The 22,123-nt window shown below is 59.2% G+C and carries 18 protein-coding genes; 12 read left to right on the forward strand and 6 right to left on the reverse strand.

Annotation, left to right across the window (positions count from 1 at the left end):
- The first annotated feature begins 9 nt into the window (after window positions 1-9).
- A complete protein-coding gene (locus EN869_RS01405) occupies window positions 10-945 on the forward strand; it encodes a sugar ABC transporter permease (protein ID WP_127227980.1) in 936 nt (311 codons plus the stop codon).
- Window positions 946-1,137: 192 nt separating this feature from the next.
- Window positions 1,138-2,016: a carbohydrate ABC transporter permease gene (locus EN869_RS01410; RefSeq protein WP_127227979.1), complete on the forward strand. Its 879-nt coding sequence runs from the start codon at window positions 1,138-1,140 to the stop codon at window positions 2,014-2,016.
- 347 nt (window positions 2,017-2,363) lie between these two features.
- Here the strand turns inward: EN869_RS01410 and EN869_RS01415 are convergent, their stop codons facing one another.
- Window positions 2,364-3,959, reverse strand: coding sequence for a GMC family oxidoreductase N-terminal domain-containing protein (locus EN869_RS01415; protein WP_127227978.1), 1,596 nt, complete (start codon window positions 3,957-3,959; stop codon window positions 2,364-2,366).
- A 463-nt stretch (window positions 3,960-4,422) separates the two neighbouring features.
- Here EN869_RS01415 and EN869_RS01420 point away from each other — a divergent pair, with 463 nt between their 5' ends.
- The 8 genes from EN869_RS01420 (at window position 4,423) to EN869_RS01455 (ending at window position 13,281) form a co-directional block, all read left to right on the forward strand.
- Window positions 4,423-5,130, forward strand: a complete 708-nt coding sequence (locus EN869_RS01420) for a hypothetical protein (RefSeq protein ID WP_245489499.1) — start codon at window positions 4,423-4,425, stop codon at window positions 5,128-5,130.
- 138 nt (window positions 5,131-5,268) lie between these two features.
- Entirely contained in the window at window positions 5,269-5,859 is a 591-nt protein-coding gene (locus EN869_RS01425; protein WP_245489500.1) for a DUF1349 domain-containing protein, read from the forward strand.
- Window positions 5,860-6,418: 559 nt separating this feature from the next.
- Window positions 6,419-7,297 (forward strand): dihydrodipicolinate synthase family protein, encoded by an 879-nt coding sequence (locus EN869_RS01430; protein WP_127227977.1) that lies wholly within the window; start codon window positions 6,419-6,421, stop codon window positions 7,295-7,297.
- Between the two features lie 75 nt (window positions 7,298-7,372).
- Window positions 7,373-8,953 carry an ABC transporter substrate-binding protein gene (locus EN869_RS01435; protein WP_245489501.1) on the forward strand — a complete coding sequence of 527 codons (1,581 nt, stop codon included), beginning with the start codon at window positions 7,373-7,375 and terminating at the stop codon, window positions 8,951-8,953.
- Between the two features lie 52 nt (window positions 8,954-9,005).
- A complete protein-coding gene (locus tag EN869_RS01440; protein ID WP_281035891.1) occupies window positions 9,006-9,983 on the forward strand; it encodes an ABC transporter permease in 978 nt (325 codons plus the stop codon).
- A 17-nt stretch (window positions 9,984-10,000) separates the two neighbouring features.
- Window positions 10,001-10,831: an ABC transporter permease gene (locus tag EN869_RS01445; RefSeq protein ID WP_127227975.1), complete on the forward strand. Its 831-nt coding sequence runs from the start codon at window positions 10,001-10,003 to the stop codon at window positions 10,829-10,831.
- Window position 10,832: 1 nt separating this feature from the next.
- Entirely contained in the window at window positions 10,833-12,407 is a 1,575-nt protein-coding gene (locus EN869_RS01450; RefSeq protein WP_245489503.1) for an ABC transporter ATP-binding protein, read from the forward strand.
- 58 nt (window positions 12,408-12,465) lie between these two features.
- On the forward strand, window positions 12,466-13,281 hold the full coding sequence (locus EN869_RS01455) for an IclR family transcriptional regulator (RefSeq protein ID WP_245489504.1): 816 nt from the start codon (window positions 12,466-12,468) through the stop codon (window positions 13,279-13,281).
- Between the two features lie 87 nt (window positions 13,282-13,368).
- Here the strand turns inward: EN869_RS01455 and EN869_RS01460 are convergent, their stop codons facing one another.
- Entirely contained in the window at window positions 13,369-14,424 is a 1,056-nt protein-coding gene (locus tag EN869_RS01460; protein WP_245489505.1) for a Gfo/Idh/MocA family oxidoreductase, read from the reverse strand.
- 132 nt (window positions 14,425-14,556) lie between these two features.
- On the opposite strand from EN869_RS01460, the gene EN869_RS01465 reads away from it, so the two are divergent.
- Complete coding sequence (locus tag EN869_RS01465; RefSeq protein ID WP_127227974.1) at window positions 14,557-15,378, forward strand: helix-turn-helix transcriptional regulator; 822 nt, start codon at window positions 14,557-14,559, stop codon at window positions 15,376-15,378.
- Between the two features lie 576 nt (window positions 15,379-15,954).
- Here the strand turns inward: EN869_RS01465 and hisN are convergent.
- The 4 genes from hisN to EN869_RS01485 form a co-directional block, all read right to left on the reverse strand.
- Window positions 15,955-16,746 (reverse strand): histidinol-phosphatase, encoded by a 792-nt coding sequence (gene hisN, locus EN869_RS01470; protein WP_127227973.1) that lies wholly within the window; start codon window positions 16,744-16,746, stop codon window positions 15,955-15,957.
- A 71-nt stretch (window positions 16,747-16,817) separates the two neighbouring features.
- Window positions 16,818-18,467, reverse strand: a complete 1,650-nt coding sequence (locus EN869_RS01475; RefSeq protein ID WP_245512357.1) for a GMC family oxidoreductase N-terminal domain-containing protein — start codon at window positions 18,465-18,467, stop codon at window positions 16,818-16,820.
- 86 nt (window positions 18,468-18,553) lie between these two features.
- The gene (locus EN869_RS01480) at window positions 18,554-19,579 is read right to left on the reverse strand and encodes a glycoside hydrolase family 3 N-terminal domain-containing protein (protein ID WP_127227971.1); all 1,026 of its coding nucleotides are present in this window, start codon (window positions 19,577-19,579) and stop codon (window positions 18,554-18,556) included.
- Window positions 19,580-19,679: 100 nt separating this feature from the next.
- Window positions 19,680-20,957, reverse strand: a complete 1,278-nt coding sequence (locus EN869_RS01485) for a Gfo/Idh/MocA family oxidoreductase (RefSeq protein ID WP_348630845.1) — start codon at window positions 20,955-20,957, stop codon at window positions 19,680-19,682.
- A gap of 387 nt (window positions 20,958-21,344) precedes the next feature.
- On the opposite strand from EN869_RS01485, the gene EN869_RS01490 reads away from it, so the two are divergent.
- Entirely contained in the window at window positions 21,345-22,100 is a 756-nt protein-coding gene (locus EN869_RS01490; protein WP_127227969.1) for a DeoR/GlpR family DNA-binding transcription regulator, read from the forward strand.
- The last annotated feature ends 23 nt before the right edge of the window (window positions 22,101-22,123 follow it).

A 22,123-nucleotide genomic window follows, 5' to 3' on the forward strand; every position in this document is an offset into this window, starting at 1 on the left:
TATGCGCAGATGTCGGTGCTAACCCAAAACTCGGACGCACGCACCTTAGGGTTGCCCGAAAAATTGCGCCTTGAAGCGCGCCTTGACAAGGCGCGCTTCAACCCGGCGAGCCTCGTGCTGCTCGCGCCGGCCACCGTGCTGCTGCTTGGCTTGTTTCTGGTACCTGTGGCGTATGCGATTTATCTGGGCTTTACCAACCTTCAGCTCATAGGGCTGCATGCCGTCAACTACCGCTTCACGGGATGGGCAAATGTAAATACCCTGATCCACGACGCGACTTTTTATCAATCGATCTGGCTAACGGTCTTGTTTGTGGTCGGGTCGGGAGCAGTGGGCGCGACCCTGCTCGGTCTTGTCATGGCAATCGCCATGCAGGACTGTTTGCGGTTGATCCGCCAGATTGCAGGCGCCCTGGCAATTGTCGCATGGACATTGCCACCCACGACAATTGCCATCGTTTGGAAAGCAAGCAGCACCGAGTCCGGAATTATTCCGACCCTGCTGGGAAACCCGAACTATGATTTGCTGTACGATCAGGCCATGCTGATTGTCTGCCTGGCAAATTCGTGGTCGCTCGCTGGGCTCGCGATGATCATGTTCTCGGCCGCGCTTCGCAACGTACCCGAGGAGATACTCGCTGCCGCCAGATTGGAAGGAGCCTCTCGCGCTCAGACGTTGTTCAAGGTGACCTTGCCGATGCTTCGATCCACGATCGTCACATCCTCACTTCTCATGACACTTCTCACCTTTGGCAATTTTACGCTTGTCTACCTGATGACCGCCGGCGGCCCTGGAAATCAGACAAACATCTTGCCGGTCTACTCTTATCTGCAAGGCTTCAAGTTCTTCAACCTGGGTTATTCAGCCTTGCTTGGCAACGTGATTGTCCTGATCTCGGCAGCGCTGGGAGGGCTATTCGTCCTTCTCGGAAAACAGCGCCGATGAGGTACCTTTGTTCCACCGTGGTAAGCGTTACCAGAGCGGAGCGAGGACGCGTATGCGTGATATGGCACACGCAAACGCAATGCTGGCCGGCGCGCGCTTCAGGTGAAGCTCTCCGGACGGCTCGCGGACGACAATAGCGCGCCGCTGGTGAGCCGAATACAACTCGCGCACTCTGCAAGTGGGATGACTGAGATGACTCAAGATGTTCAGCCTAGCAAGTCGACAGAGTTGCCGCCCTGGTCGCATCTCACTCCCAATAAAGTGCCTCGCTGGAGCTTTTCCAAGGTTTTCAGCAACATCGTAATTTCTGTGCTCGCACTATTCTTTGCGATACCTATGTTATGGCTTGCGCTGGCTTCCGTTGATAAAAACGCAACTTTTCAGACGAAGATTCCGGTACTTACCGCTGAGCATTACATCGTTTCTCTCGAGTCGGGAAACCTCGCTGCGCTGCGCAACAGCCTGGTCATATCTCTTGTCGCGTCAGCCATCGGCACGGTTGCGGGCTTCTTTGCGGCTTATTCCTTTTCGCGTCATCATATTGTTTGGAAAGGTCCGATCCTGCTGGGCATCCTGTTTCTATCCGGTGTTCCAATCACGATCCTCATCGTCCCAATGTATGAGATGTTCACCTCAGCCGGGCTTCTGACAATGTTCCCGACCGCAGTCCTGCTCGGGGTTACCGCTCTTCCGTTCCAGATCTATCTTATAAAGAACTTCATTGATGCCATACCGCGCGATCTCGAAGAGGCCGCCTATATCGAACGGGCAAAAACATGGCGCGTGTTGTGGTCGGTGATACTTCCGCTGACGATGCCCGGTCTCGCGTCGGCGGCTCTGTTCGGCTTCGTCAACGCCTGGGGCAGTTTCCTGATACCGCTTGTGCTGATCAGTTCCGACGATCAGCAAGCTGCTCCGGTTAGGCTCTTTGGTTTCGTGAATGCCACGTCTATCGACTACGGGGCGATCGCGGCTTACTCCATCATCTATTCGTTGCCTGTCGTGGTCCTCTATCTGGCACTATCGCGGCAGTTCAAAACCGGCTTCGTTCTGGGCGGCGCAGTGCGCTAGCAAAACCGCGATCGTGCCTCGCAAGGTGCGGCATGGCTCGAGCGCTCCATCAAATAATGTGACGGGCGAACTCGTTGATAATCCGCGGTGTCGGTGTTGCCGATTGCAGGCTGTTGGTTGGCTTCTGCGGTCGCGCCAGGGTGGCTGGACCAGCGGAATCTGGTGCCGATCCTCCGATAGCACATGAGACTTCTCGACTGCTTTGAAGAGCTTCCCAGGTGCTACGCACCGGAACAGGATGTGGCTTCTGAGTGGGGCGAGTGCCGGCGAGCTAACGCGCAGGTCGCTGTGGATATGACCGACGAGCGTCGGCCTTTGTCTTCGCGGCTGGAACGATCAAGGTGATCCTACTTTCCTCGCTTGATGAAATCCGCGGTTCGTTCGCCGATCATGATGCAAACGGCGTTGGGATTGCCTGAAATAAGGGTTGGCATGACCGAGGCGTCGGCTACGCGAAGACCCTCAAGACCGTGGACGCGGAGCCTGGGATCGACGACCGCCATATCGTCATGGCCTATACGGCAGGTGCCGGCGGGATGAAGCGCGGCATGCGCGGCCTCTTGGCAGAACCTTCTTACTTGGATCGGCGTCATCGTCGCGGCGGAGGGGATTTGTCTCGACGCAATATAGCGCCGGATGGCCGGTTGCTCCATGATATCGAAGGCGCCCATGGTTCCTTCAACCACCGCATCGAGATCATAGGGGTCAGAAAAATATCGCGGCGCCACCCGTGGATTGGCATAAGGATCGGCGCTTTTGAGCGTCACTTCCCCTCGGGACCGGGGCCGGATCTGTCCCAGGTTTATCGTGCAGCCATTTCCGCCGGGGACGGCGTCAACCCCTTCCTCAATGCCCGCACCCACAACCATGAAATATTGCACATCCGGGATCGGTTCGCTTGCGTTGCCCCACCAGAACGCGCCCCCCTCGATCAGGTTCGAAGAAGCCGGGCCATCCCTGAACAGCAGATAGTTCAGGCCAGCGGCGGCTTTCCAGTGCAGCTTCTTATATTTGTCGTAGCTATGGGGCCCGTTCAGCTGATAGACGAGTGATATCTCGATATGGTCCTGCAGGTTCTGTCCGACTCCCGGCAGATCGGCAACGACAGGAATGCCATGGCCGCGCAAAGCGTCGGCCGGGCCGATCCCCGACAACATCAGCAATTTCGGCGAGGCAATCGCACCTGCCGACACAATCACTTCGCGACTGGCCATAAGCACCCATTTGCGCCCCTTCGCTACATATTCCACGCCGACGGCCCGCCCATTTTCGACGATTATGCGCGTGACCGTAGAACCGGTTCGAACCTGTAGATTAGGTCGGTGGCGAGCGGGTTTGATGAAAGCCGTTGCGGCGCTGCTGCGCCGCTTGTTCTTGGCAGTGATCTGGTAAAGACCGCAGCCGGCCTGGTCGCCCGAATTGAAATCAGGATTATAAGGCAGCCCAGCCTGCTGGCACGCCTGCAGCCAGGCGCGTGAGAGGGGGTGGATGTGGTCGATGTCGGAAACGCCGAGCGGTCCCCCTATGGCGTGAGCCTGGTTGCAGAACCGGTTGTTGTCTTCCGACCGCAGAAAATAAGGCAACACATCATCATAATTCCAGCCGTCGGCGCCGAGCGCCTCCCACCGCGCATAGTCGGATGGCGCGCCGCGTATATAGATCATGGCGTTGACTGAACTGCCACCGCCGAGCACGCGGGCCTGGACCATGGTCGGCTGCTCGATGCGTGACTGGGCTGCGGTCGGCTCCCATGCGATCCGTTTCAAGAGCGACCCTTGAGCGGTCTTGTAATAGGCACCGGGTATGTGGATGTAGGGATTGAAGTCGCGCGGACCTTCCTCCAACAGGAATACCGAGGCATCAGGATCTTCCGAAAGCCGCGAGGCAATCACGCATCCAGTCGAGCCACCGCCAACGACGATATAGTCACAGGTAGTCTGCATGATTTCATCTCGCGGTCGAATCCCCAGGAGCGCCGATCCGTACCTTGTCATGGGGGTCGATATCCTCTGATCGAATTCCAACCTGCGCTTCGCTGCAAGGTTACGCCGGATTTGGCGTAACAGCTCTCGTCCTGTCCGAACGTCTGTAGGACGCGTGTCAAAGCTGGCCCTGCCAATCTTCCACAGTAGGCAAACATCGCGAGCGCATGACAAGTTCGCAATCCATGGAACGTCGAAGCAAGGTGACGCGCTGGGAGAGAATGTTTGCTGGGGTTTCGGCGTTCGATGCAGGTCCGGACCGCGACATAAGGCACTGGCCCACCGGGGTCGGCCGTGCCGCATCCGGATGGGGCGCACTTCGCGAAATGACGCAGAGGCGGCGTCAAGTTACGACAAGAATCGTCCAGACGCGCACTTCTTTTGGCTCCCGCATTGTGGTGTGGTCTGGCGCAGGTAGACCTTGATGATGGACGACAAAGCCGTGCCGAACCAGACGAGAGACCTTTCGTTTGCCGACGACTTCATCTTCGCCAAGCTCGTCGAAGATGTCCGCGACTATCCGGTTGAAGATGCCGTCGTTGTGAACATCAGTCCCAGCGCGATGGTCACCGGCGACGAGCATCCGGCGATCGTGCCAGCTTGGAAGTCGACATGGCTGAAGGGCGGGCTGATCAAGTCCGCGGAGCGGGCAGCGCTTCTGAAGGTGCGAAAAGCGACCAATCTTGGCGGTTGCATGTTCCGCGGCTGGGACTGGCTCGGCAATCGAATCAAAAGTTTCCCGCGCGACACGCCGCTGTTCATTTCCCCGCAGGATGAGATTGGCACGGTCAGCACTGATCCTTTGGTATTCACCAACGAGCGCGCAGCGCCCGGCTCCCCACAGACGTTCACGCTCAAGCTGAACCTTTGGTGGTCCCCGGGAGACACTGACTGCTTCATCCACAATGAGCACCGCTTCCTGGAAACACACACACAAATTCATGGCTCGGGACGGATGCAGAAATTTCGACTGCGCGACGAAACCACAATTTATGAAGACGTGGTGATGCCAGTCGGCTATTCGCACGACCCGTTTTGCAGGGTCACCGGCAAGAATGAGTGGACCTACCCCTGGCATCGCTATTACGCGGATACCGATTCGGTGTGGCTGGCCATAGAACTCCACCCCTGACTTTCGGACCAGTCTCTGCCGACCGTCGATGCGTCGCGTCAGTCGAAGATCAAGCGTTGACGCCAAGCGCTCTGGTCCGAGCATTGTTCGAACTGGTTAAGCGGGCGAGACAAAGTTGCTGGAGTGAAAGGAAAGAACATGAAGCTCGACAGCATGCGCGTTGAAGGAGCCGACAACGGCATCGCGGCAATCGAGGACGATTTGATTCGGCTGCAGGCCAATGCTCGCACGGACTGGTTCTTCGCCCCAAGCGGCAAAAGCCGTGTCGCGAATGTCACTCGAGTGGTGCGCGAGATCGGCGAGCAGCATTTTGCATTGTCTGCCAAGGTCTCTGTGGAATTCGCGTCTCCATACGACGCCGGCGCGATCTTCATCGAATGCGATGACGACAATTGGGCAAAGATCGCCTTCGAATTTTCCGCCGCGCGCAAGCCGACCATTGTGAGCGTGGTGACTCGCGGCACATCCGATGACTCGGACGGCCCCGGTCACTCCGGCGATCACGTGTGGCTGCGCGCCTATTGCGATGGAGAAACGATCGCGTTCCATTTTTCGGAAGACGGCAAATACTGGAATTTCCTGCGCTGGTTCACCCTGCCCGGCATCGCAAGGCGGCCGGTGCGTATAGGACTGGGCGTTCAATCGCCAACCGGCGAGGGGACGACCGCTGTCTTCTCGCACGTCCAGCTTTCTGTGGCCAAGATCAGCGATCTGCGCAACGGACAATAGCTGACTGCAGTTGGCTGTAGACGACAGCGGCCAGCCCGCTTGGTCCCACCTCATCGATTTCGATTGGGGCCATCAGGCCGACTTTAGAGCCTCCGCGATCCCTGCCAGGCGCCAGCGATGCGACGTGGCAGGACACCGGATTTCGTGATCCGGCGACGCATATAACGCATCGCGTCCTCGGGATGGTCCGTTCCAGTTCGCAAGAACAGCGATCTTAACGGATCGGTTGGGGTGCCTTTGCGAACAAGCGCGGTCGCCCCAAAATTCAAGGTCTTGGCGCTTGGCTGTGCACGTGGTTGATGCAACTCGCGCCGGGAGTTGCGAGCTTTCGACAACGTCGGCATGCGACCGCGCTTGTCGCCCGCATATGCGGCTTTTGAGCCCTACACATAGAGATGCGTTCTCTGCGAACGGGTCCGGCCGACTGAAAACCAGGAGGCGGCAGGGCCGATCTCGTTCATTCGAATCCAAGGCTGCGAAACGCTCTTGACAACCTCAGCACTTCGCGGGATGTTCATTCAGTAATAGTGACTTTCACTGAGTGAAATAAGGATTGGCAATGGCAACTGTGCTTCAAAAAGACGAGATCAAGGGGATCATCCCGCCACTCGTCTCGACCTTCAGGCCCGATGGCGACCTCGACCTGGAGCTGTTCAAGGGTGAGCTTCGGTTCATGGAAGGCGCCGGCATTCACCTTGCCGTGGTGGGGGGAAGCACCGGTTCGGGGGATGAGCTTTCCGCGGAAGAACTCGGACTCTTGGTTGAAACAGCCACGGCCAACAGCAAGCTGCGCTTGATCGCCGGGATCATCACGACCACCACGCGCGACGCCATAAAGCGTGGTCTGCTCGCCAAGCAGGCCGGCGCCTGCGCGCTGATGCTTGGCCCACCAATCTACAATACCCCCTCGGGGGACGGGCTGGACAAGTTCATCCAGGACGTCGGGAGGGCGACCTCTCTGCCCATCATCTACTACAACCATTTCTTCAACCCGCCGTCCGTCATGCAGCGCATTGCTCAGCTGCCGGAGGTCATCTGCGTGAAGGAAGTGGCGCTGGAACCTGTGACGGAACTGGTCCAGACGGTGGGCGACCGCGTCGCCATCGCTGCCGGCGCGGATAGCGTGAACATTGCGAGCTTTCTGTTCGGGGCGCAGGCGTCGATCTCCGGCATCAACACGGTCATTCCAAAGCAATACGGGGAAATCTTTGCCGCGCACGCAGCCGGCGATTACGTCCTTGGCCGCAAGCTGACGGACAAGATCGCGCCGCTGGCACGGGAGATGACCAAGAGCGTCAATTTCCCCGCCCGTATCAAGTTCGCCATCAACGCTCAGGGCCGCAAGGTGGGTGAACCGCGCAAGCCAAATGGCGACTTGGCCAAGGAGGATCAGGAAAACATCCTGAAGGCCCTCGAGCATGCCGGACTGCTTGCCTAAGCCGTGACCGGCCCGGCCATCCGTCCGTCGAGTGAATAAGCCAAAGCAAACCATCAAAACAGAGGGAATGAGGAAATGAGTAAGGACGTCTATCCCCCCAAGGTAGGTTCGACGCTTATCGGGCGGCGCGATGTGCTGAAGACAGGCTTGTTATTGGGCACCGGCATAATGCTTGCCGGGGCGGGGCTTCGCCCGGCCCTGGCCGACGAACCGAAGCGGGGAGGGACGCTCCGCGTCGGCCTAGGCGCAGCCGGGGCGAAATCGTCGCTCAACCCCTTTATCTCGACAGGCGATATGGATTTCGCCGTCGCCCAGTCGATCTTCGACCGGCTCACAGACTTCGATAAGGATGGCAAGCTCTATAACAAGCTGGCGGATGATTTCACTCACAACGCCGAGGGCAACGTCTGGAAAATCAAGCTCAAGAAAGGTGTGGTCTGGCATGATGGCGCACCTTTCACGGCAAAGGACGTGGTCTACACCATCCAGTACATTCTCAATTCCGACAACAAGGCGGATGCCTATCCCAATCTGGCGCCGCTCCTAGAGCCGAAAGGGGTGCGTGCGCTCGACCCCAATACGGTCGAAGTTGCCTTGAAACAGCCTTATGCGCTGCTGCCGCAAGTGCTGGGCAGCAAGGTCATGTTCCTTATGAAAGACGGCACGACCGATTTCGACAAGCCGATAGGGACCGGACCCTTCAAGTTTGTGTCATGGTCCCGCGGCCAGCGGGTGACGCTTGCCCGCAGCGATAACTATCGCAAGCCCGGCCAGCCATATCTCGATGGGGTCGAATTCATCGCGATCAACGACCCGACCGCGCGCATGAATGCGCTGGTGGCTGGCCAGGTCGATGCCGTGGCCCAGCTCGACGGAAGTCTTGCGCGCTTGATTGAAGCAAATCCCGCACTCACCCTGCTGCGCTCCAAGAGTGGTGCGACGACCGACCAATTCATGATGACAACCCTGAAGCCCTTTACGGACGTGCGCGTTCGCCAGGCGTTCAGGCTCATGATCGATCGCCAGCAACTGCTCGACAACGCATTGTCGGGATATGGCAGGATTGGCAACGACCTGCATTGCATCACCGATCCAGACTACGCCTCCGAACTGCCGCAACGGGCTTATGACCCTGACCGGGCGAAAGCGCTGCTGAAACAGGCGGGCTTTGACAACAGCCAAGCGATCACCCTCTACACCTCGGATGCCGCTCCAGGCATGCAGGCGTCGGCAACCCTCATCGCCAACCAGGCGAAGAAGATCGGCGTCGACATCGAGCTCCTGGTCGTGCCGCCCGACAGCTACTATTCCGGCCCGAACTTCAAGAAGACCCAGATGGGCAGTTCGGATTGGGGACAGCACACTCTCGAATCCCAATTCGGCCAAGGCTATGCGCGAGGGGCCTACTGGAACGAACCGGATTGGACGAGCGACGAGTTCGACAAGTGGGTAAGCAAGGCAAGAACCACATTCGACGGCCCCAAGCGCCGCGAGTATTACGTAGAGGCCCAGAAGGTCCTCTGGAACGAGGGAGCCTACATCATCTGGGGTTTCCGTGATCTTCTCGATGCCTCCAGTGCCAAGGTGAAGAACATCGTTCCCTCCACCCAGAGGAATCTTGGCTACTATCAATTCGAAAACGTCTATCTAGCATAGGCTGCAAGCCGCCGCGGCCGGCTAAGGCCGCGGCGCCCCCTGTTTGTGAAGAGTGAGCTCCTTGAATAAGCCTTTGCTCCAGCTTCTTTTGACAAGAATAGCCTTGGCTGCCGTCACGCTTTTTGCCGTCTCCATCGTCGTCTTTGCCGCGACCCTATATCTGCCAGGAGATCCGGCCCGGGCTGCGCTCGGTGCCAAGGCTGATCCTTCGGCGGTTGAGGCGCTCAGGCGCGAGTTCGGCATGGACCGGCCTGCAGTCGTGCAATATGCCAGCTGGATCGGAGGTGCGCTAACCGGCGACTTCGGCCGGTCGATACCTTCCGGGCGGCCAGTCTGGGAGGCAATCGGGCCAAGGGCCATCAATACCCTGATACTGACGGTCACATCGCTGCTTTTCCTGATACCGCTCTCCTTCGTGCTCGGCATTGCCGCGGCAATCTACAAAGACAGATTGGCTGACCACCTGATATCAGTTCCGACAATCGTCACCGTTGCCCTGCCTGAGTTCGTCATCGGCACGATATTGATCGTACTTTTCGCGGTGTATCTTCGTTGGTTGCCGCCGGTTTCGCTGATCAACGACAGCCTTCCGCTTTCATCTCAATCGAGCCTTTTTATTTTGCCGGTCCTGACCCTGCTCGGCACAACGCTGGCCCAGGTCGTACGCATGGTGCGGGCGGTGGCACTCGAAGTGTTGAACGCCGAATACATCTATATGGTACGTCTGAGGGGCATAAGCCCCGCGCGGGTATTGATCCGCCATGTTCTTCCCAACACCATCACGCCAACCATCCAGACGATCGCGTTGAACGCGGCCTGGTTGGCTGGCGGAGTAGTGGTCACCGAGTCCGTCTTTCAACTGCCGGGCATCGGCAGCGCGCTTTCCGAAGCGGTCATCAACCGAGACATCCCGACAGTGCTCGCCATCACGCTGATCATCACGGCGACTTATGTACTTATCAACCTGGTGTCCGAAGCGCTGATCCTTCTTCTCAATCCAAGGCTGCGCGTGGCGCGCGGTACGACCTAGCCGGAGAGATAGACCGTATGCGCCGCTCCGTCCTGCGCCTGACCCTGGCGAAGCCAGCAGCTCGCATCGCGCTGGTCCTGGTCGTCATAATCGTTGCACTTGCCTCGCTCGGACCATTTTTCAGTCCGTACGCATTCGATGAAATCGTCGGCGCTCCCTTCGCGCCCATAAACCACGAGCATTGGCTTGGAACCGACTTTCTGGGGCGCGACACTTTCAGTCGCTTCCTCTATGGCGGAAGGACTGTGCTCGTCGTCGCGCTTTGCTCGACAGTGGCGGCCTATGTCGTGGCGGTGCCGCTTGGCATCTACTCGGGGCTCCGGCGAGGCTCGCTCGATATTTTTTTGATTGCCATTTCCGACGTGATCTATGCGCTCCCGCCGGCCATCTTTCTCCTCGTCCTTCTCGCCTCGACGGGGCCAAGCCTGCCCACGGTCATCATAGGGATCGTGATCCTGCATTCACCCCGGATCTTCCGTATCGTGCGACTGATCACCATGGACATCTCAAAGAACGAGTATGTCGAGGCTGCCTTCGCGCGCGGGGAAAGCTGGGCCGCAATCTGCTTCCTTGACATCCTGCCCAACGTGCTGACCCCGGTCCTGGCCGACTTCGGTGTGCGACTTTGCGGGTCGATCATTCTCTACGCCTCGCTAAGCTACCTGGGCCTGGGCCTGCCGCCTCCGGCGGCCGACTGGGGTCTGATGATCAGCGAAAACCGCATTGGCATCACGATCTCGCCATGGATCGCAATCGCGCCAGCTCTGGCAATTGCCGCCTTCTCCGTTGCCGTCAACGTGCTTGCCGACAGCTTTGCGCGCTCGGTCGGTCGGTCGAAAGAGATTTGATATGACCGAAGCAATCCCGCTCGTTGTTCATTCCCTTTTCATGCATGATCTGAACGGCCGCGAAATCGTCAGCGACGTCTCCCTCCATGTGAAGCGGGGTGAAGTCCTGGCCATCATCGGTGAATCGGGATCTGGAAAGACGTCGGTCGCCCTGAGTTTGCTAGGCTTTGCGCGGCCGGGAATGCGTATTTCGTCCGGCAAGATTTTGATTGGGGGTACCGACATCCTATCGCTCTCGGGGCGGCAGAAACGTGCCTTCCAGGGCGGCAAGGTATCGCTGGTTCCACAAAATCCGACCACGAGCTTCAGCCCCCGCATGTCAGTTGGCAAGCAAATGGCCGAGCTTCTTGCGGCGCATGGCCATTCGGGCACCGGCATGAAGCAGCTGATGCGTGACGCGTTGCGGAGTGTTGATCTACCAGACGATGAAAAGTTTTTGAGACGCTATCCCTTCGAACTGAGCGGCGGTCAACTGCAACGCATCGCAATTGCCATGGCCTTCATCACGTCTCCGCAGGTCATCGTGATGGATGAGCCCACCACAGGCCTGGACGTATCCACCCAGCAGACGATCCTTGAGCTGATAGCGAGGCTGGTCAAGTCCAGCAGCGCCAGCGTGGTCTACGTCACCCATGACCTTGCGGTCGTGAACGTCGTGGCCGACAGGGTGGCCGTCATGCTTTCTGGAAGAATCGTCGAGCAAGGGAGCCGCAAGCAGGTCTTCGTGGCACCGAACGACGACTATACGCGCATGCTGCTCGACGCTATTCCACGACTGGTAACCGACGGTCCTGCGGCGGTGCCGGAGGCCGACGGTGCAAAGGTCCAGAGCGTCCTGGAGGTGAAGAACCTGCGAGCAGCTCACGGCCACGTCGAGGTCGTGCACGGAGTGTCATTCTCGGTCGGCAAAGGCGAGTGCGTGGGCCTGGTCGGCGGCAGCGGCAGCGGCAAAACCACTACGGGCCGTTGCGTGACAGGTTTGCACAGCAACGCTTCAGGCAGCTTGTTATTCCAGGGGCATTTGATGCCGTTCGCTGTCTCAAGTCGCTCAAAGACAGATTTGAGCGCCATGCAGATCGTCTTCCAAAATCCCGACCGCTCTCTCAACCCCAAAGAATCCGTCGCCCAAAGCATCGCTCGTGCTGTTCGCCTGACGGGACTCGCCGACAGGGCAAAGGTCGGCGCAGAAGTACGGTCGCTTCTTGACCGCGTTCGATTACCGCAACGGGTTGCCGATCTTTACCCGGCCGATCTATCCGGAGGTGAGCGTCAACGCGTCGCCGTGGCCCGCGCGCTCGCGGTCAAACCGAAGCTGCTGGTGTGTGACGAGATCACTTCGGCTCTCGATGTGTCTGTGCAGGCGGCCGTGGTCGAGCTTCTGCTCGATCTGAAGAAGGACGGCCTTGCGATGCTGTTCATAACGCACAACCTGCCGCTGGTCTCCGAAATTGCACAATCCATCATCATCATGAAGGATGGGAGCATCGTTGAGGCGGGACGAACGAATGAGGTCCTGCGTTCGCCAAAGCACTCTTACACAAGAATGCTGTTAGAGGCCGCGCCGCGACTTGATTGACGGCCGGCTCGACTAGGAGCACCAAGGGGCGATTGCTAAGGGATTCGCTGGAACGATCTTGCCAAACGACCTGTTCACCGATGAGGAAAAAAGTGCCCGCTTCGACGCAGTCGATCGGGCGGTTGCAGTCTTGCGCGTTCTTGAGCGGTCTGACCAGCCCATGTCGTTGTCGATGATCGCACGAGAGGTCGGGCTGGGACAGCCAACCACCTCGCGCTATGTCGCCAGTCTTGTCGGGCATGGGCTGATCGAAAAGGTGAATGGAAATCGCTACGTCCTGGGCATTGGGCTTTATATTCTTGGGCAGAAATCACTCCACCGCAGGGACGTTCGGACGGTCGCCCACCCCTATCTGGAAACCTTGCATGAACAGTTCAACGAGACGGTCAGCTTCGCCCTTTGGCTGCGCCACGAGGTTGTTGTCGTGGACTGTATCGAGGCCATGCAGACGCTGCGTCAGGGAGCATCCGTCGGAGTAGTCAACCCATGGCACGCCACTTCTCTTGGAAAGTCGATTCTCGCCTGGCTTGATGCGCATGAAGTTGACGTGCTGCTGAAAGAGCCGGGGCTGCCCCGTTACACGTACAACACCCTCACCACCGTCGACCAACTGCGTGCGGAATTTCCGCTGATCCGGGAGCGGGGCTATTCGGTCGACAACGAGGAGTCCGCCATTGGAGGGCGCTGCATCGGTGCGCCCGTCTTCGATCAATCGGGGCGCCCGCTCGGCGCAATCAGCATCAGCGGACCAGTCGCGCGCGTTACTGACGAGGATGTCCCCTCAACCGGAGGGCGAATCGCCGAGATCGCGGGTCAGATATCCCGCGCAATGGGGTATTCGGGAAGGCCATCCCGTGAGACCAGGCAATCCTGATCTGGTCCTGCTCATTGCCTTCTGAAGCCAACGTCTCCCGCGATAGAACGTCCGCTGGGAAACACGACGGTCCCAAGCTGGCGCATGTTACTGGCCCGCAGCTTCCTGGACAGATTGATCTCGCTTCAGGAGGCCCCTCGTTTGCTGCCCTCCTTGAACTGTGGCGGTGCGGCGCCTCAAGGCGGCCTTAGCCACAGCCTCCGCGGCGCGAAGGGCAGCTACGCTATCTGACCCCCGTGCCAGCCAGGTCAGCCTTCGCTCTCCGGCGCTGACAAAATCCTCGACTGCAGCAACGTGCGAATCCCCGTCGCGAACCGGCACGAGCTCGTTCTTGGCTGCATGCCGACGCATGAGCGTACCCGAAGCCTTGCCGTTCAGCGTACCGTGGGCGATCAGCGTGCCGCGATCTCCAGCCACCACGACCGTGCTTTCCAGGTCGGCGATCGCAAAACTCTCGAATGCATGAAACAGGCTGCCATCGTTCAGTTGAAACGAATAGGAGATCTGGTTGGGTCTGCCATCGGCAATAGTGCAAGTGGCCGAAACTTCACGCGGTTCTCCGCCCGTCAGGAACCTTGCAAGGTCAATGTCGTCGACTGACATGTCGAGATAGATGTCGCCTTCGCTGTCGAGATCGTCCTTTCTGCGCTTGGCCGCGGGCTTGTACGGTCCCTCGCGGGTAAGAAGGATCGATTGCACCTTCCCGATGTCACCATCCAGGATCAGTCTGCGCATGGTCTGGTGGATGGCCGACGCACGGAACGGATGATGTACCGCAAGCACTATCCCGGCGCTGTCGCACAGACGCACAAGCTCAGCGGCTACTTTGCTGTTTTCGGAGATCGGGCCGTCGCAAAGGACGTTCTTGCGAGCTTTGGCCGCAGCGGTGATGTAATGGGCTCGCCGCCTCAGACGTGCGCTGACATAGGTGAACTCGACGTTAGGATCGCCCAGGGCATCCGACAGGTTGGTCGTCCATTGCGGAATGTCGAGATCCTGAGCGAAATGAGCTGCATCCATCTTTCGGCGGCTGACCACCCACAACGGAGTGTGCCCCTGCGCTCTGATGCCCGCGACCATCTGCTCCGTGGCAATGGTCCCGGTCCCCATAACTGACCACCCCGTCTTGCCGTGAGTTGCCATGCCAGGCGCTCCTGATCTGGCCCCGAGTATGGGCGCATTCGCCTCTTGCAGCCAACTTCGCACCTCGTTGAAGTCTGCATTAAAGTGACGTACAGATAGCGTCTGTTCGCGTCATAGGGGAGGCGATCAAAGATGAACCACATCGCGGGGGATACCGCCGCGCTCGCGGCAAATTTGAGGACCTTGTGCGATCGCCACGGGTCTGTCGCCGCTGTTTGTCGCAAATTAAACGTCAACCGGCAACAATTTAACAAATATCTGTCAGGCGCGCACGTGCCGTCCAGCGCCAATCTGCGCACGATCGCGAATTTCTTCGGGCTGAGCGTACCGATCCTTTTCTCCAACCCTGAGGAGTTCAGGACGCTAATTGACGGCAATTTTTTTCATGCGATGTCAACCGCGCGTCATCTGCCGGAGTTTGTCAACTTCCTGTCGAATATTGTCTTCGACGGAAGCGTGCAGGATTCGGAGATCCTGGGTGTCTACGACCGGTATCAGTTTTCGTCGATCTATAAAGGTTTCATTCTAAAATCGGCATTCTGCCTTTATCGGAATAACAATTTTCTCCAGCATTACTATATCGAGCGGTTCCCGAGCTTCGATAGGCCGGGAAGAACGGAGTACGTCTTCAAGTACTACGGGTTCAGCTTCCCAGTTGCTGATCGGCTGTTTACGGCTGATTTCGAAGGCATCCAGAGCAATGAGCTCACCTTCGGCGTTTATGCCCAGGTCAAACGAAATGCGAAGCGTTTCATGTTCGGCATCGCCAGCGGCATCGCCGCCAATGCCTTCCGACAGCCCTATTCGACGAAGGTCGCCTTGCACTACAAGGGGCCAGGCCTGCTCCAACGCAGTCACCTGAAGGAGCTTACCGTGATTGACAGGAGCGACCCCGGCATCCCCAGGGAAGTGCTGCAATATCTGGGCGACGGTTCGGACATGATCCAGATGTGACATGCGCAGCACCAAGTGCATTGCTCGTCAGCGTTATGCTCGGCTGGTGGGCAAACCCGGCTTTTACCCTACCGGTTCAACAGCTTTGCCGATCTGTCCAGTTCCCGGATTGCCGACAAGCCGATCACCGCACCTTGCGCCGGTCCGTGTCACGATCTGATGGCGCCCAAGACGTGCTAGGATCACAGCAAGAAAAGGCGGGCAACATGGTTGCCCGCCTTCAATGTGACGAGAAGTCCTGGGAGGACGTCAGACAAGCCTCAGATTCGACTGGCCGATAGAGACCGAAGCCCAATTCGCTGCTGTTCTGTTATATGCGTGAGTTAACCCTTGAGCCTGTGGGGGCGCAACTTCGCACGGAAAAGGTTTGTGAAGCGACATTATGCATGACAGGCGCCTCCTAACGTCAGCTGGAATCAGACTTCCGTGTTCGAGGTTATTGACGTCATCGCAACTGAGGGCCGGCAGGTGAGAAGCTGATCGCCAGATCGCCCCAAAACCTGCATGATCAATCAGAGGCTATTGTATGTGCAACTGGCCGGTAAGCTGTCGGTTCCTGACGTGAGTTTCTTGAGGTTAGGCGTTCAGGACAAGTTCATTCAGAGCCAACCGATGCAGCGACGGCGTGGCCGCGGCAAGAACGGGGCCCCCTTCCTCAGCTCGCCCGCCGTCGAGACGTGTGATCACGCCCCCGGCCTTCTCGATGATCGGGATAAGGGCCACGATGTCATAGGGCTGCAGAGAAGGCTCGAGTGCTAGGTCGATCCGGCCCGCCGCCAGCATGGCGAAGGCATAACATTCGCCCCCGTAGCGGGTCATCTTGACGGCGCTGTTCAGCCGCTCGAAGCCAGCTTTGAGATCGCCGTGAAAATGCTCGGGCGAGTTGGTGTGGAGAATGGCGTCGGACAGCGTGTCGATGCCGCGCGTCCTGAGCGGCTGTGGCTCGCCGCCGCGCTGACGCCATGCGCCAGTCGCGTCCGCCCAGAACCGCTCCCCGATATACGGCTGGCTGAGCATCCCCATCTCGGCGCGCCCGCGATTGGTCAGACCGATGAGCGTTCCCCAGACGGGAATGCCGCAGATAAAAGGTCGGGTTCCGTCCACGGGATCGAGCACCCAACGCCAGTCGCTGCCGCCGCCCGTTTCACCGAATTCCTCGCCAAGCACCGAATGGTCCGGAAATTCTGCCGTTATGGCTGCACGCAAGGCGATCTCGGCTTCGCGATCCGCCTCGGTCACCGGATCGAATCTATACCCGGGCTTCGGCTTGGTCTCGACGGCAAGCTCGACTAGATAGCGCGGCAGGGTTTCGGCATCCGCCAGATCAGCGAGGCGGTGCAAGAATGTTGAGTCCGGTAGCTTCGACATGATTTCCTTCCGATTTATGCGATGCGGCAGCGTTTAGGGCGGGCGCTCGGTCCAATTCTATTTATTTTCCATCATCTGCGTTGGACGGAAGCAAATCCGTGCTTGGCCGCGATGAAGTCGGCTGCCCGCTCCGCGATCATAATGGCGACGCCGTTGGTGTTGCCGGAAACAAGATTTGGACCGGCTGAATTGTCGCAGACACGCAGCCCATCGATCCCGTGAACGCGCAGTTCGGGATCGACGACGGCCATATCGTCGCTGCCCATCTTGCAAGTACCCATCGGATGGAGCGCCGCGTGCGCCTGACTTTTGACGTAGGCTAGGATTTCCGCCCGACTCCGGACAGGCCCTGGCGCATATTCCTTCGAAAGGTGTTTTGCGATGATTGGCTGTGACATGATCTCTCGCCCGAACTCGACACCCTCGCACATGACGTCGAGATCGTATTGCTCCTGCAGATAGTTCGGCCGGATGATCGGCGCCTCAAGAGGATCTGCGCTCCTCAATTCGACCCAGCCGCTTGAGCGTGGCCGGGTTTGGCAAATATTCAGGGTCGTTCCGTTGCCGCCGGGAACAGTGTCAAGGCCCGCTTCGACGCCGGCGCCCGGCATGAAACAGCACTGCAGGTCGGGCCGGTCGTCATTGAGCGAGGATCGGAAGAAGGCGCCGCCCTCGACGACGTTCGCCGTGCACGGGCCCCGACGGAAAAAAAGGTACTCAAGCCCGGCCAGGAATTGCCAATGCGGCTTCTTGTACCTGTCGTAGCTGAACGGCCCGTTCACCTCGTGGATCAGCGAAACCTCGATGTGATCCTGCAGGTTCCGTCCCACTCCTGGCAAATGCTGGGTGACAGGAAGGCCAAGCCGCATGAGGTGGCCGGCATTGCCGAGCCCTGAGAGCAAAAGCAGCCTCGGCGTGTTGATGGCGCCGGCGGTCACGATCACCTCGCTGCCTGCGTGCAACAGAGTGCGCCTGCCGTTGACCAGCGCTTCGACCCCTATGGCGCGCTGTCCCGCGAAGATGATCCGCAGCACGCGAACGCCGGTTTTGACCACAAGGTTCCGGCGATTGCGAGCAGGTCCAAGGTAGCTGACCGCAGTGCTCCCGCGGCGGCCGCCGCGTGCATTGATCTGGTAGAAGCCGCAGCCTTCCTGGTCGCCCGAGTTGAAATCTGGATTGTATCTCAAGCCCGCCTGCTGGCATGCCTGAACCCATCTGCGGCTCATGGGATGAGTAAACTGCTGGTCCGAAACGGGGAGGGGGCCGTCGGTGCCATGCAGGTCATTGGCGAAGCGGTCGTTGGATTCGCAGCGCTTGTAGTAGGGAAGGACGTCATTCCAGCCCCAACCCTTGGCGCCAGCGTCGCGCCATTCGTCGTAGTCGCGCGGCTGTCCCCTTAGATATACCATGGCGTTGACGGAACTGCCGCCACCCAGCACCCGCGCCTGCACCATGGTTGGCTCGGGATCGCCCAGGTGCTCCGCATTGGGAGTCCATGGATAAGGTTTGACGAGATTGCCCTTGCTGGTCTTGTAAAACGTGACCGGAATATGAATCCAGGGACTGCTGTCCTTGGGTCCTTCCTCAAGCAGCAGCACCGAGGCATCCGGATCCTCGCTCAGGCGCGACGCCAGCACGCAGCCCGACGATCCCCCGCCGACGATTATGAATTCAGCCGCGCTTCGCATGCCAAATCCAGTCTCCAAAATGGGAGTGGCCATAAAGCCCAGTCACCAGGACGGCTTCTGCGCTGTGTTCGCTTCATGACACGTTCATTTGCAATCGTTGGTGCCTGGTCGCGAACCGTTCAGGCGGCCTGAAGACGGCGTCCCGCGTCCGAAGCCAACCGACGAACTGCGCTCGCTGCACGCGCGACGACCTCTCGTCGGAGATTGCCAGTCTGGACACTCGCGATGATGTAACTCGCCACCTCGTCGACCTGGGGACCGGACGCCAACAAAAGAAGGTCGACGCCAGCTTTCAGCGACGCCACCGCGGTTTCTGCGACGGTCCGGCCGCGCAACGTCCCGGGCAGATCGAGATCGTCCGAAACGATCAGGCCCTGAAACCGGTGGGTCTCGCGAAGCAACGCCACAACCTTCGCTGAGGTCGAGGAAGGCTCGCCCGGATCGATCGCATCCACGGGTATTGGTCCGGTCATTATGGCCCGCACACCCGCCGCAATGGCCGCGTCGAAGCATCGAAGATTGGGTTTGAGATCATCCAGCGCGGCGGTCACCGTCGCACTGGCGCTGTCATGGGGATCCTCGGGAACATGGGGGTGACCGGGAAAGTGCTTCGCCGTTGCCGCGACACCCCGGCTCTGTACTCCGCGAATGAACGCAGAGGTGGCGCGACCGACGAGATCGGCGTCCGCGGAGAAGGTGCGGTCACGCAGCCATGGGTTGCTCCCGGTCACTAGGTCGAGCACCGGTGCCAGGAAGAAGTTGATGCCGCATGCCCTTGCTGCGCGAGCAGCCTCGACCCCAAAATGCTCTATTTCGGCCTCCTTCATTTCCAGGACCTCGCGCGGGTGAGGAAGCTGGGGGGCAAGCTTGTGGAGGCGGTGGACCCCTCCCAGCTCGTAATCGATCGCGATCAGCACGTCGCCAGCAAGCGACCGGGCGCGGTTGTGATAGTCAAAAAGAAGCTCGCGCGTCTCCGTTTGCTGCCTGTCTCTAGACATGCGACGCGCAACGTATTCCTCTCGCGTCGAGCCGAGCAGCGAAGCGACGCCGCCGGCATCGAAGAAAGACCTCGAGGCGTCCGTAAAATCAGCCCTTTCAAAGGCGGGCAGAAGTACTGCATAAGCGTCGCGCGCGATCTCATCCACCGTTGTGCATTCCTTGTTGTTTCCGCCCTCAAGGCTTCGTCCGAACGAGATAGCTCAAACGACATCGGACATTCATTCACAGTGTTGACGGCTAGCCTGCTCAGGAGCGGGGGAACGAAACCCATGACTTCGAAGCTGAAGATCTGACGCTGATCTCGGACAGCAGAACGCCCCGCAGCCCTTCGTACACATCCGGGATCGGCACGGGGAGCACTTCTCGCCAGTTTCGGCCGGCCTCCAGCGCCGTCGCATAGTCGCTGTACAGGACCGCAAGGGCCTCGAGGTAGCCTTCAGGAGACCCCGCCGGCAGACTGGTCGCAAGTTTCGCGTCCGAGGAGATGTCGGCGTGGCCTCGACGATAGGTAAGGTCGCTTTCGCCGAGCCGGGACATTGTTAGCGTCTCCGGTGCCTCCTGACGCCACTCGAGAGTGGCCTTGGAGCCGACGATCTTGAAACGCAGGCCGTTGCGGTGGCCTGGAGCGGCAAAAGAGGACCACAACACACCGTTGGCGCCGCCCTCGAATTCGAGCTGAACGACATCGGTGTCGTCCAGGCCGAAGGAGTCGACGGTTTGCAGCAAATTGGCGTTGAGTGCGGTGCACCGGAGACCAGAAACAAATTCGAGGATGTTAAAGGCGTGTGTTCCGATGTCCCCCAGCGCGCCCGTCGGCCCCGCCCTTTCGGGGTCGCCGCGCCATATCCCGCCTTTGCCCAGTTTCGAGGGGTCGTTGACCAGCCATTCCAGGAGATACTCCACATGCATGAAGCGAACCTGCCCGATCTCGCCCGCGCGAATGCGAGCGCGAGCATCTCGAACCATCGGATAGCCTGTGTAGGTGTATGTCACGGCAAAGAACGTCTCGTTTGCGGCCGCGATCCGTTGGAGCTCGCGCGCCTGCTCCGATGAGTGGACCAGCGGCTTTTCGCAGATGACAGGGATACCCGCCTCGAGAAAGGATTTGCATGGCTCGAAATGAAGATGGTTGGGCGTTACGATGATCGCGACTTCGATGCCGTCATCTCGTGCCGCTTCAGCGGCTGCCATGTCAGTGAAGCTGGGGTAGGTGCGGTCCCGAGCCACCCCAAGCGCCTCGCCGGCTTCAATGCTGGTTTGTCGGTCGGACGAGAACGAGCCTGCGACCAATTCGAACCGATTGGTTAGCCGCATGGCAGTTCTATGCCGGCTTGCAAAAAAGGAACCTCGCCCTCCTCCCACCATGCCCGCGCGAAGGCGACGTCTGCCGGGGATGTCGTCTGTGAGAAGGTTCATGGATACCCTTGCGCGTTCCGGCCCGGTTCTGGGCTGACCGGGAGAACCGGTAGACCGGCACCGAATCCGTTCAATTGGCGGCGGCTGCACCGAGACGATTGAAGGCATCCTTCCACTCCGTGAAAAGAGCGACAAGTTCGCACGTCGCCAATCAGTGACGCACAGTGATGCGATCGAATACGCAGTTCGATCAATCGAATGAGAGCCGAGCGCTCCTTTGCGATCGCCGCAACGGCATCATGCTGGCTCGACAACACACCAAACGCGCAGGCATCTCCTGCAGGCAGCAGCGGCGACCGACACGATGAGCTGAGAATCAGTCCTGCCGATCCTGAAGTTCATTCGGCTCGTCGGCAGCATCGAGCGTCGTCCCGCGCGCGCTCATGTCATAGGTCGGTTCACGACGACATTGCGGCGTGGGGCGCTTGGGATCTATATCCGATTTGCATTCCCCGAACAGAAAGTCGCCCAGGTTCGTCCTAAGGATTTCTGGATATGCTTACAGAAGAACGCCAGGCCGTCATTCGCGACAGGTTGGCCGAGCATGGCAGGGTCCTGGCCAAAGCGCTTGCGCTCGAGTTCCGTGTCTCTGAAGACACTGTGCGCCGCGACCTGCGCGATCTTGCCAGAGCCGGACTTTGCCGCAGGGTCTATGGCGGAGCGTTGGCGAAGGCATCGGAGGCCAAAGCCGGGCCTGAGCGGTTGAGGACCTCGACCACGGATCTCTCGCGGCTGGCTGCCGCCGCAGCGAAGCTCGTTCAACCGAACGCGACGATTATGATGGACCACGCAGCCCTCAGCGTTGCTTTCGCCGCCGCTTTACCCCGCCACCTGTCTTTGACGATTGTAACAAATTCCCCAAATGTCGCGGCTGCACTGGAAGGGCATCGTCAAGCCGGCGTCGTTCTTGTGGGCGGCCTGTACGACCACGGCAAAAGATGCTGTCTTGGAGCTGCCGCCCTTTCGCAATTGGAGCAGTTTAACGCCGACGTCTTCCTTGTCAGTGATTGCGCGGTGCATGCTGCGGTCGGATTGACCGCATTCGATCTTGCCGACGCTGAAATCAAACGCGTGATGTGCCGGCGAAGTGCCGCTCGGGTGGTTTTGGCTACCGTCGACAGCATGTCGAGGGTCGCGCCCTTTCAAGTTTCGGGACCTGGAGAGATCGACCATTTGGTCGTAGGGGGCCAGCTAAATGCCGACACCCTCGAATTGTTTAGCGAGCAGGGCACGATGATTCACTGCGCATAGGACGGTCTAATCGAAGCCTCGAC

The organism is Mesorhizobium sp. M2D.F.Ca.ET.226.01.1.1 (assembly GCF_004022705.2).
Taxonomy (GTDB): Bacteria; Pseudomonadota; Alphaproteobacteria; order Rhizobiales; family Rhizobiaceae; genus Mesorhizobium.

Coding starts and splice junctions, on each gene's coding strand:
- EN869_RS01405 (WP_127227980.1), top strand. CDS start 10: ATGTCGGTGCTAACCCAAAACTCGGACGCACGCACCTTAGGGTTGCCC.
- EN869_RS01410 (WP_127227979.1), top strand. CDS start 1,138: ATGACTCAAGATGTTCAGCCTAGCAAGTCGACAGAGTTGCCGCCCTGG.
- EN869_RS01415 (WP_127227978.1), bottom strand. CDS start 3,959: ATGCAGACTACCTGTGACTATATCGTCGTTGGCGGTGGCTCGACTGGA.
- EN869_RS01420 (WP_245489499.1), top strand. CDS start 4,423: ATGATGGACGACAAAGCCGTGCCGAACCAGACGAGAGACCTTTCGTTT.
- EN869_RS01425 (WP_245489500.1), top strand. CDS start 5,269: ATGAAGCTCGACAGCATGCGCGTTGAAGGAGCCGACAACGGCATCGCG.
- EN869_RS01430 (WP_127227977.1), top strand. CDS start 6,419: ATGGCAACTGTGCTTCAAAAAGACGAGATCAAGGGGATCATCCCGCCA.
- EN869_RS01435 (WP_245489501.1), top strand. CDS start 7,373: ATGAGTAAGGACGTCTATCCCCCCAAGGTAGGTTCGACGCTTATCGGG.
- EN869_RS01445 (WP_127227975.1), top strand. CDS start 10,001: ATGCGCCGCTCCGTCCTGCGCCTGACCCTGGCGAAGCCAGCAGCTCGC.
- EN869_RS01450 (WP_245489503.1), top strand. CDS start 10,833: ATGACCGAAGCAATCCCGCTCGTTGTTCATTCCCTTTTCATGCATGAT.
- EN869_RS01460 (WP_245489505.1), bottom strand. CDS start 14,424: ATGGCAACTCACGGCAAGACGGGGTGGTCAGTTATGGGGACCGGGACC.
- EN869_RS01465 (WP_127227974.1), top strand. CDS start 14,557: ATGAACCACATCGCGGGGGATACCGCCGCGCTCGCGGCAAATTTGAGG.
- hisN (WP_127227973.1), bottom strand. CDS start 16,746: ATGTCGAAGCTACCGGACTCAACATTCTTGCACCGCCTCGCTGATCTG.
- EN869_RS01475 (WP_245512357.1), bottom strand. CDS start 18,467: ATGGCCACTCCCATTTTGGAGACTGGATTTGGCATGCGAAGCGCGGCT.
- EN869_RS01485 (WP_348630845.1), bottom strand. CDS start 20,957: ATGCCTTCAATCGTCTCGGTGCAGCCGCCGCCAATTGAACGGATTCGG.
- EN869_RS01490 (WP_127227969.1), top strand. CDS start 21,345: ATGCTTACAGAAGAACGCCAGGCCGTCATTCGCGACAGGTTGGCCGAG.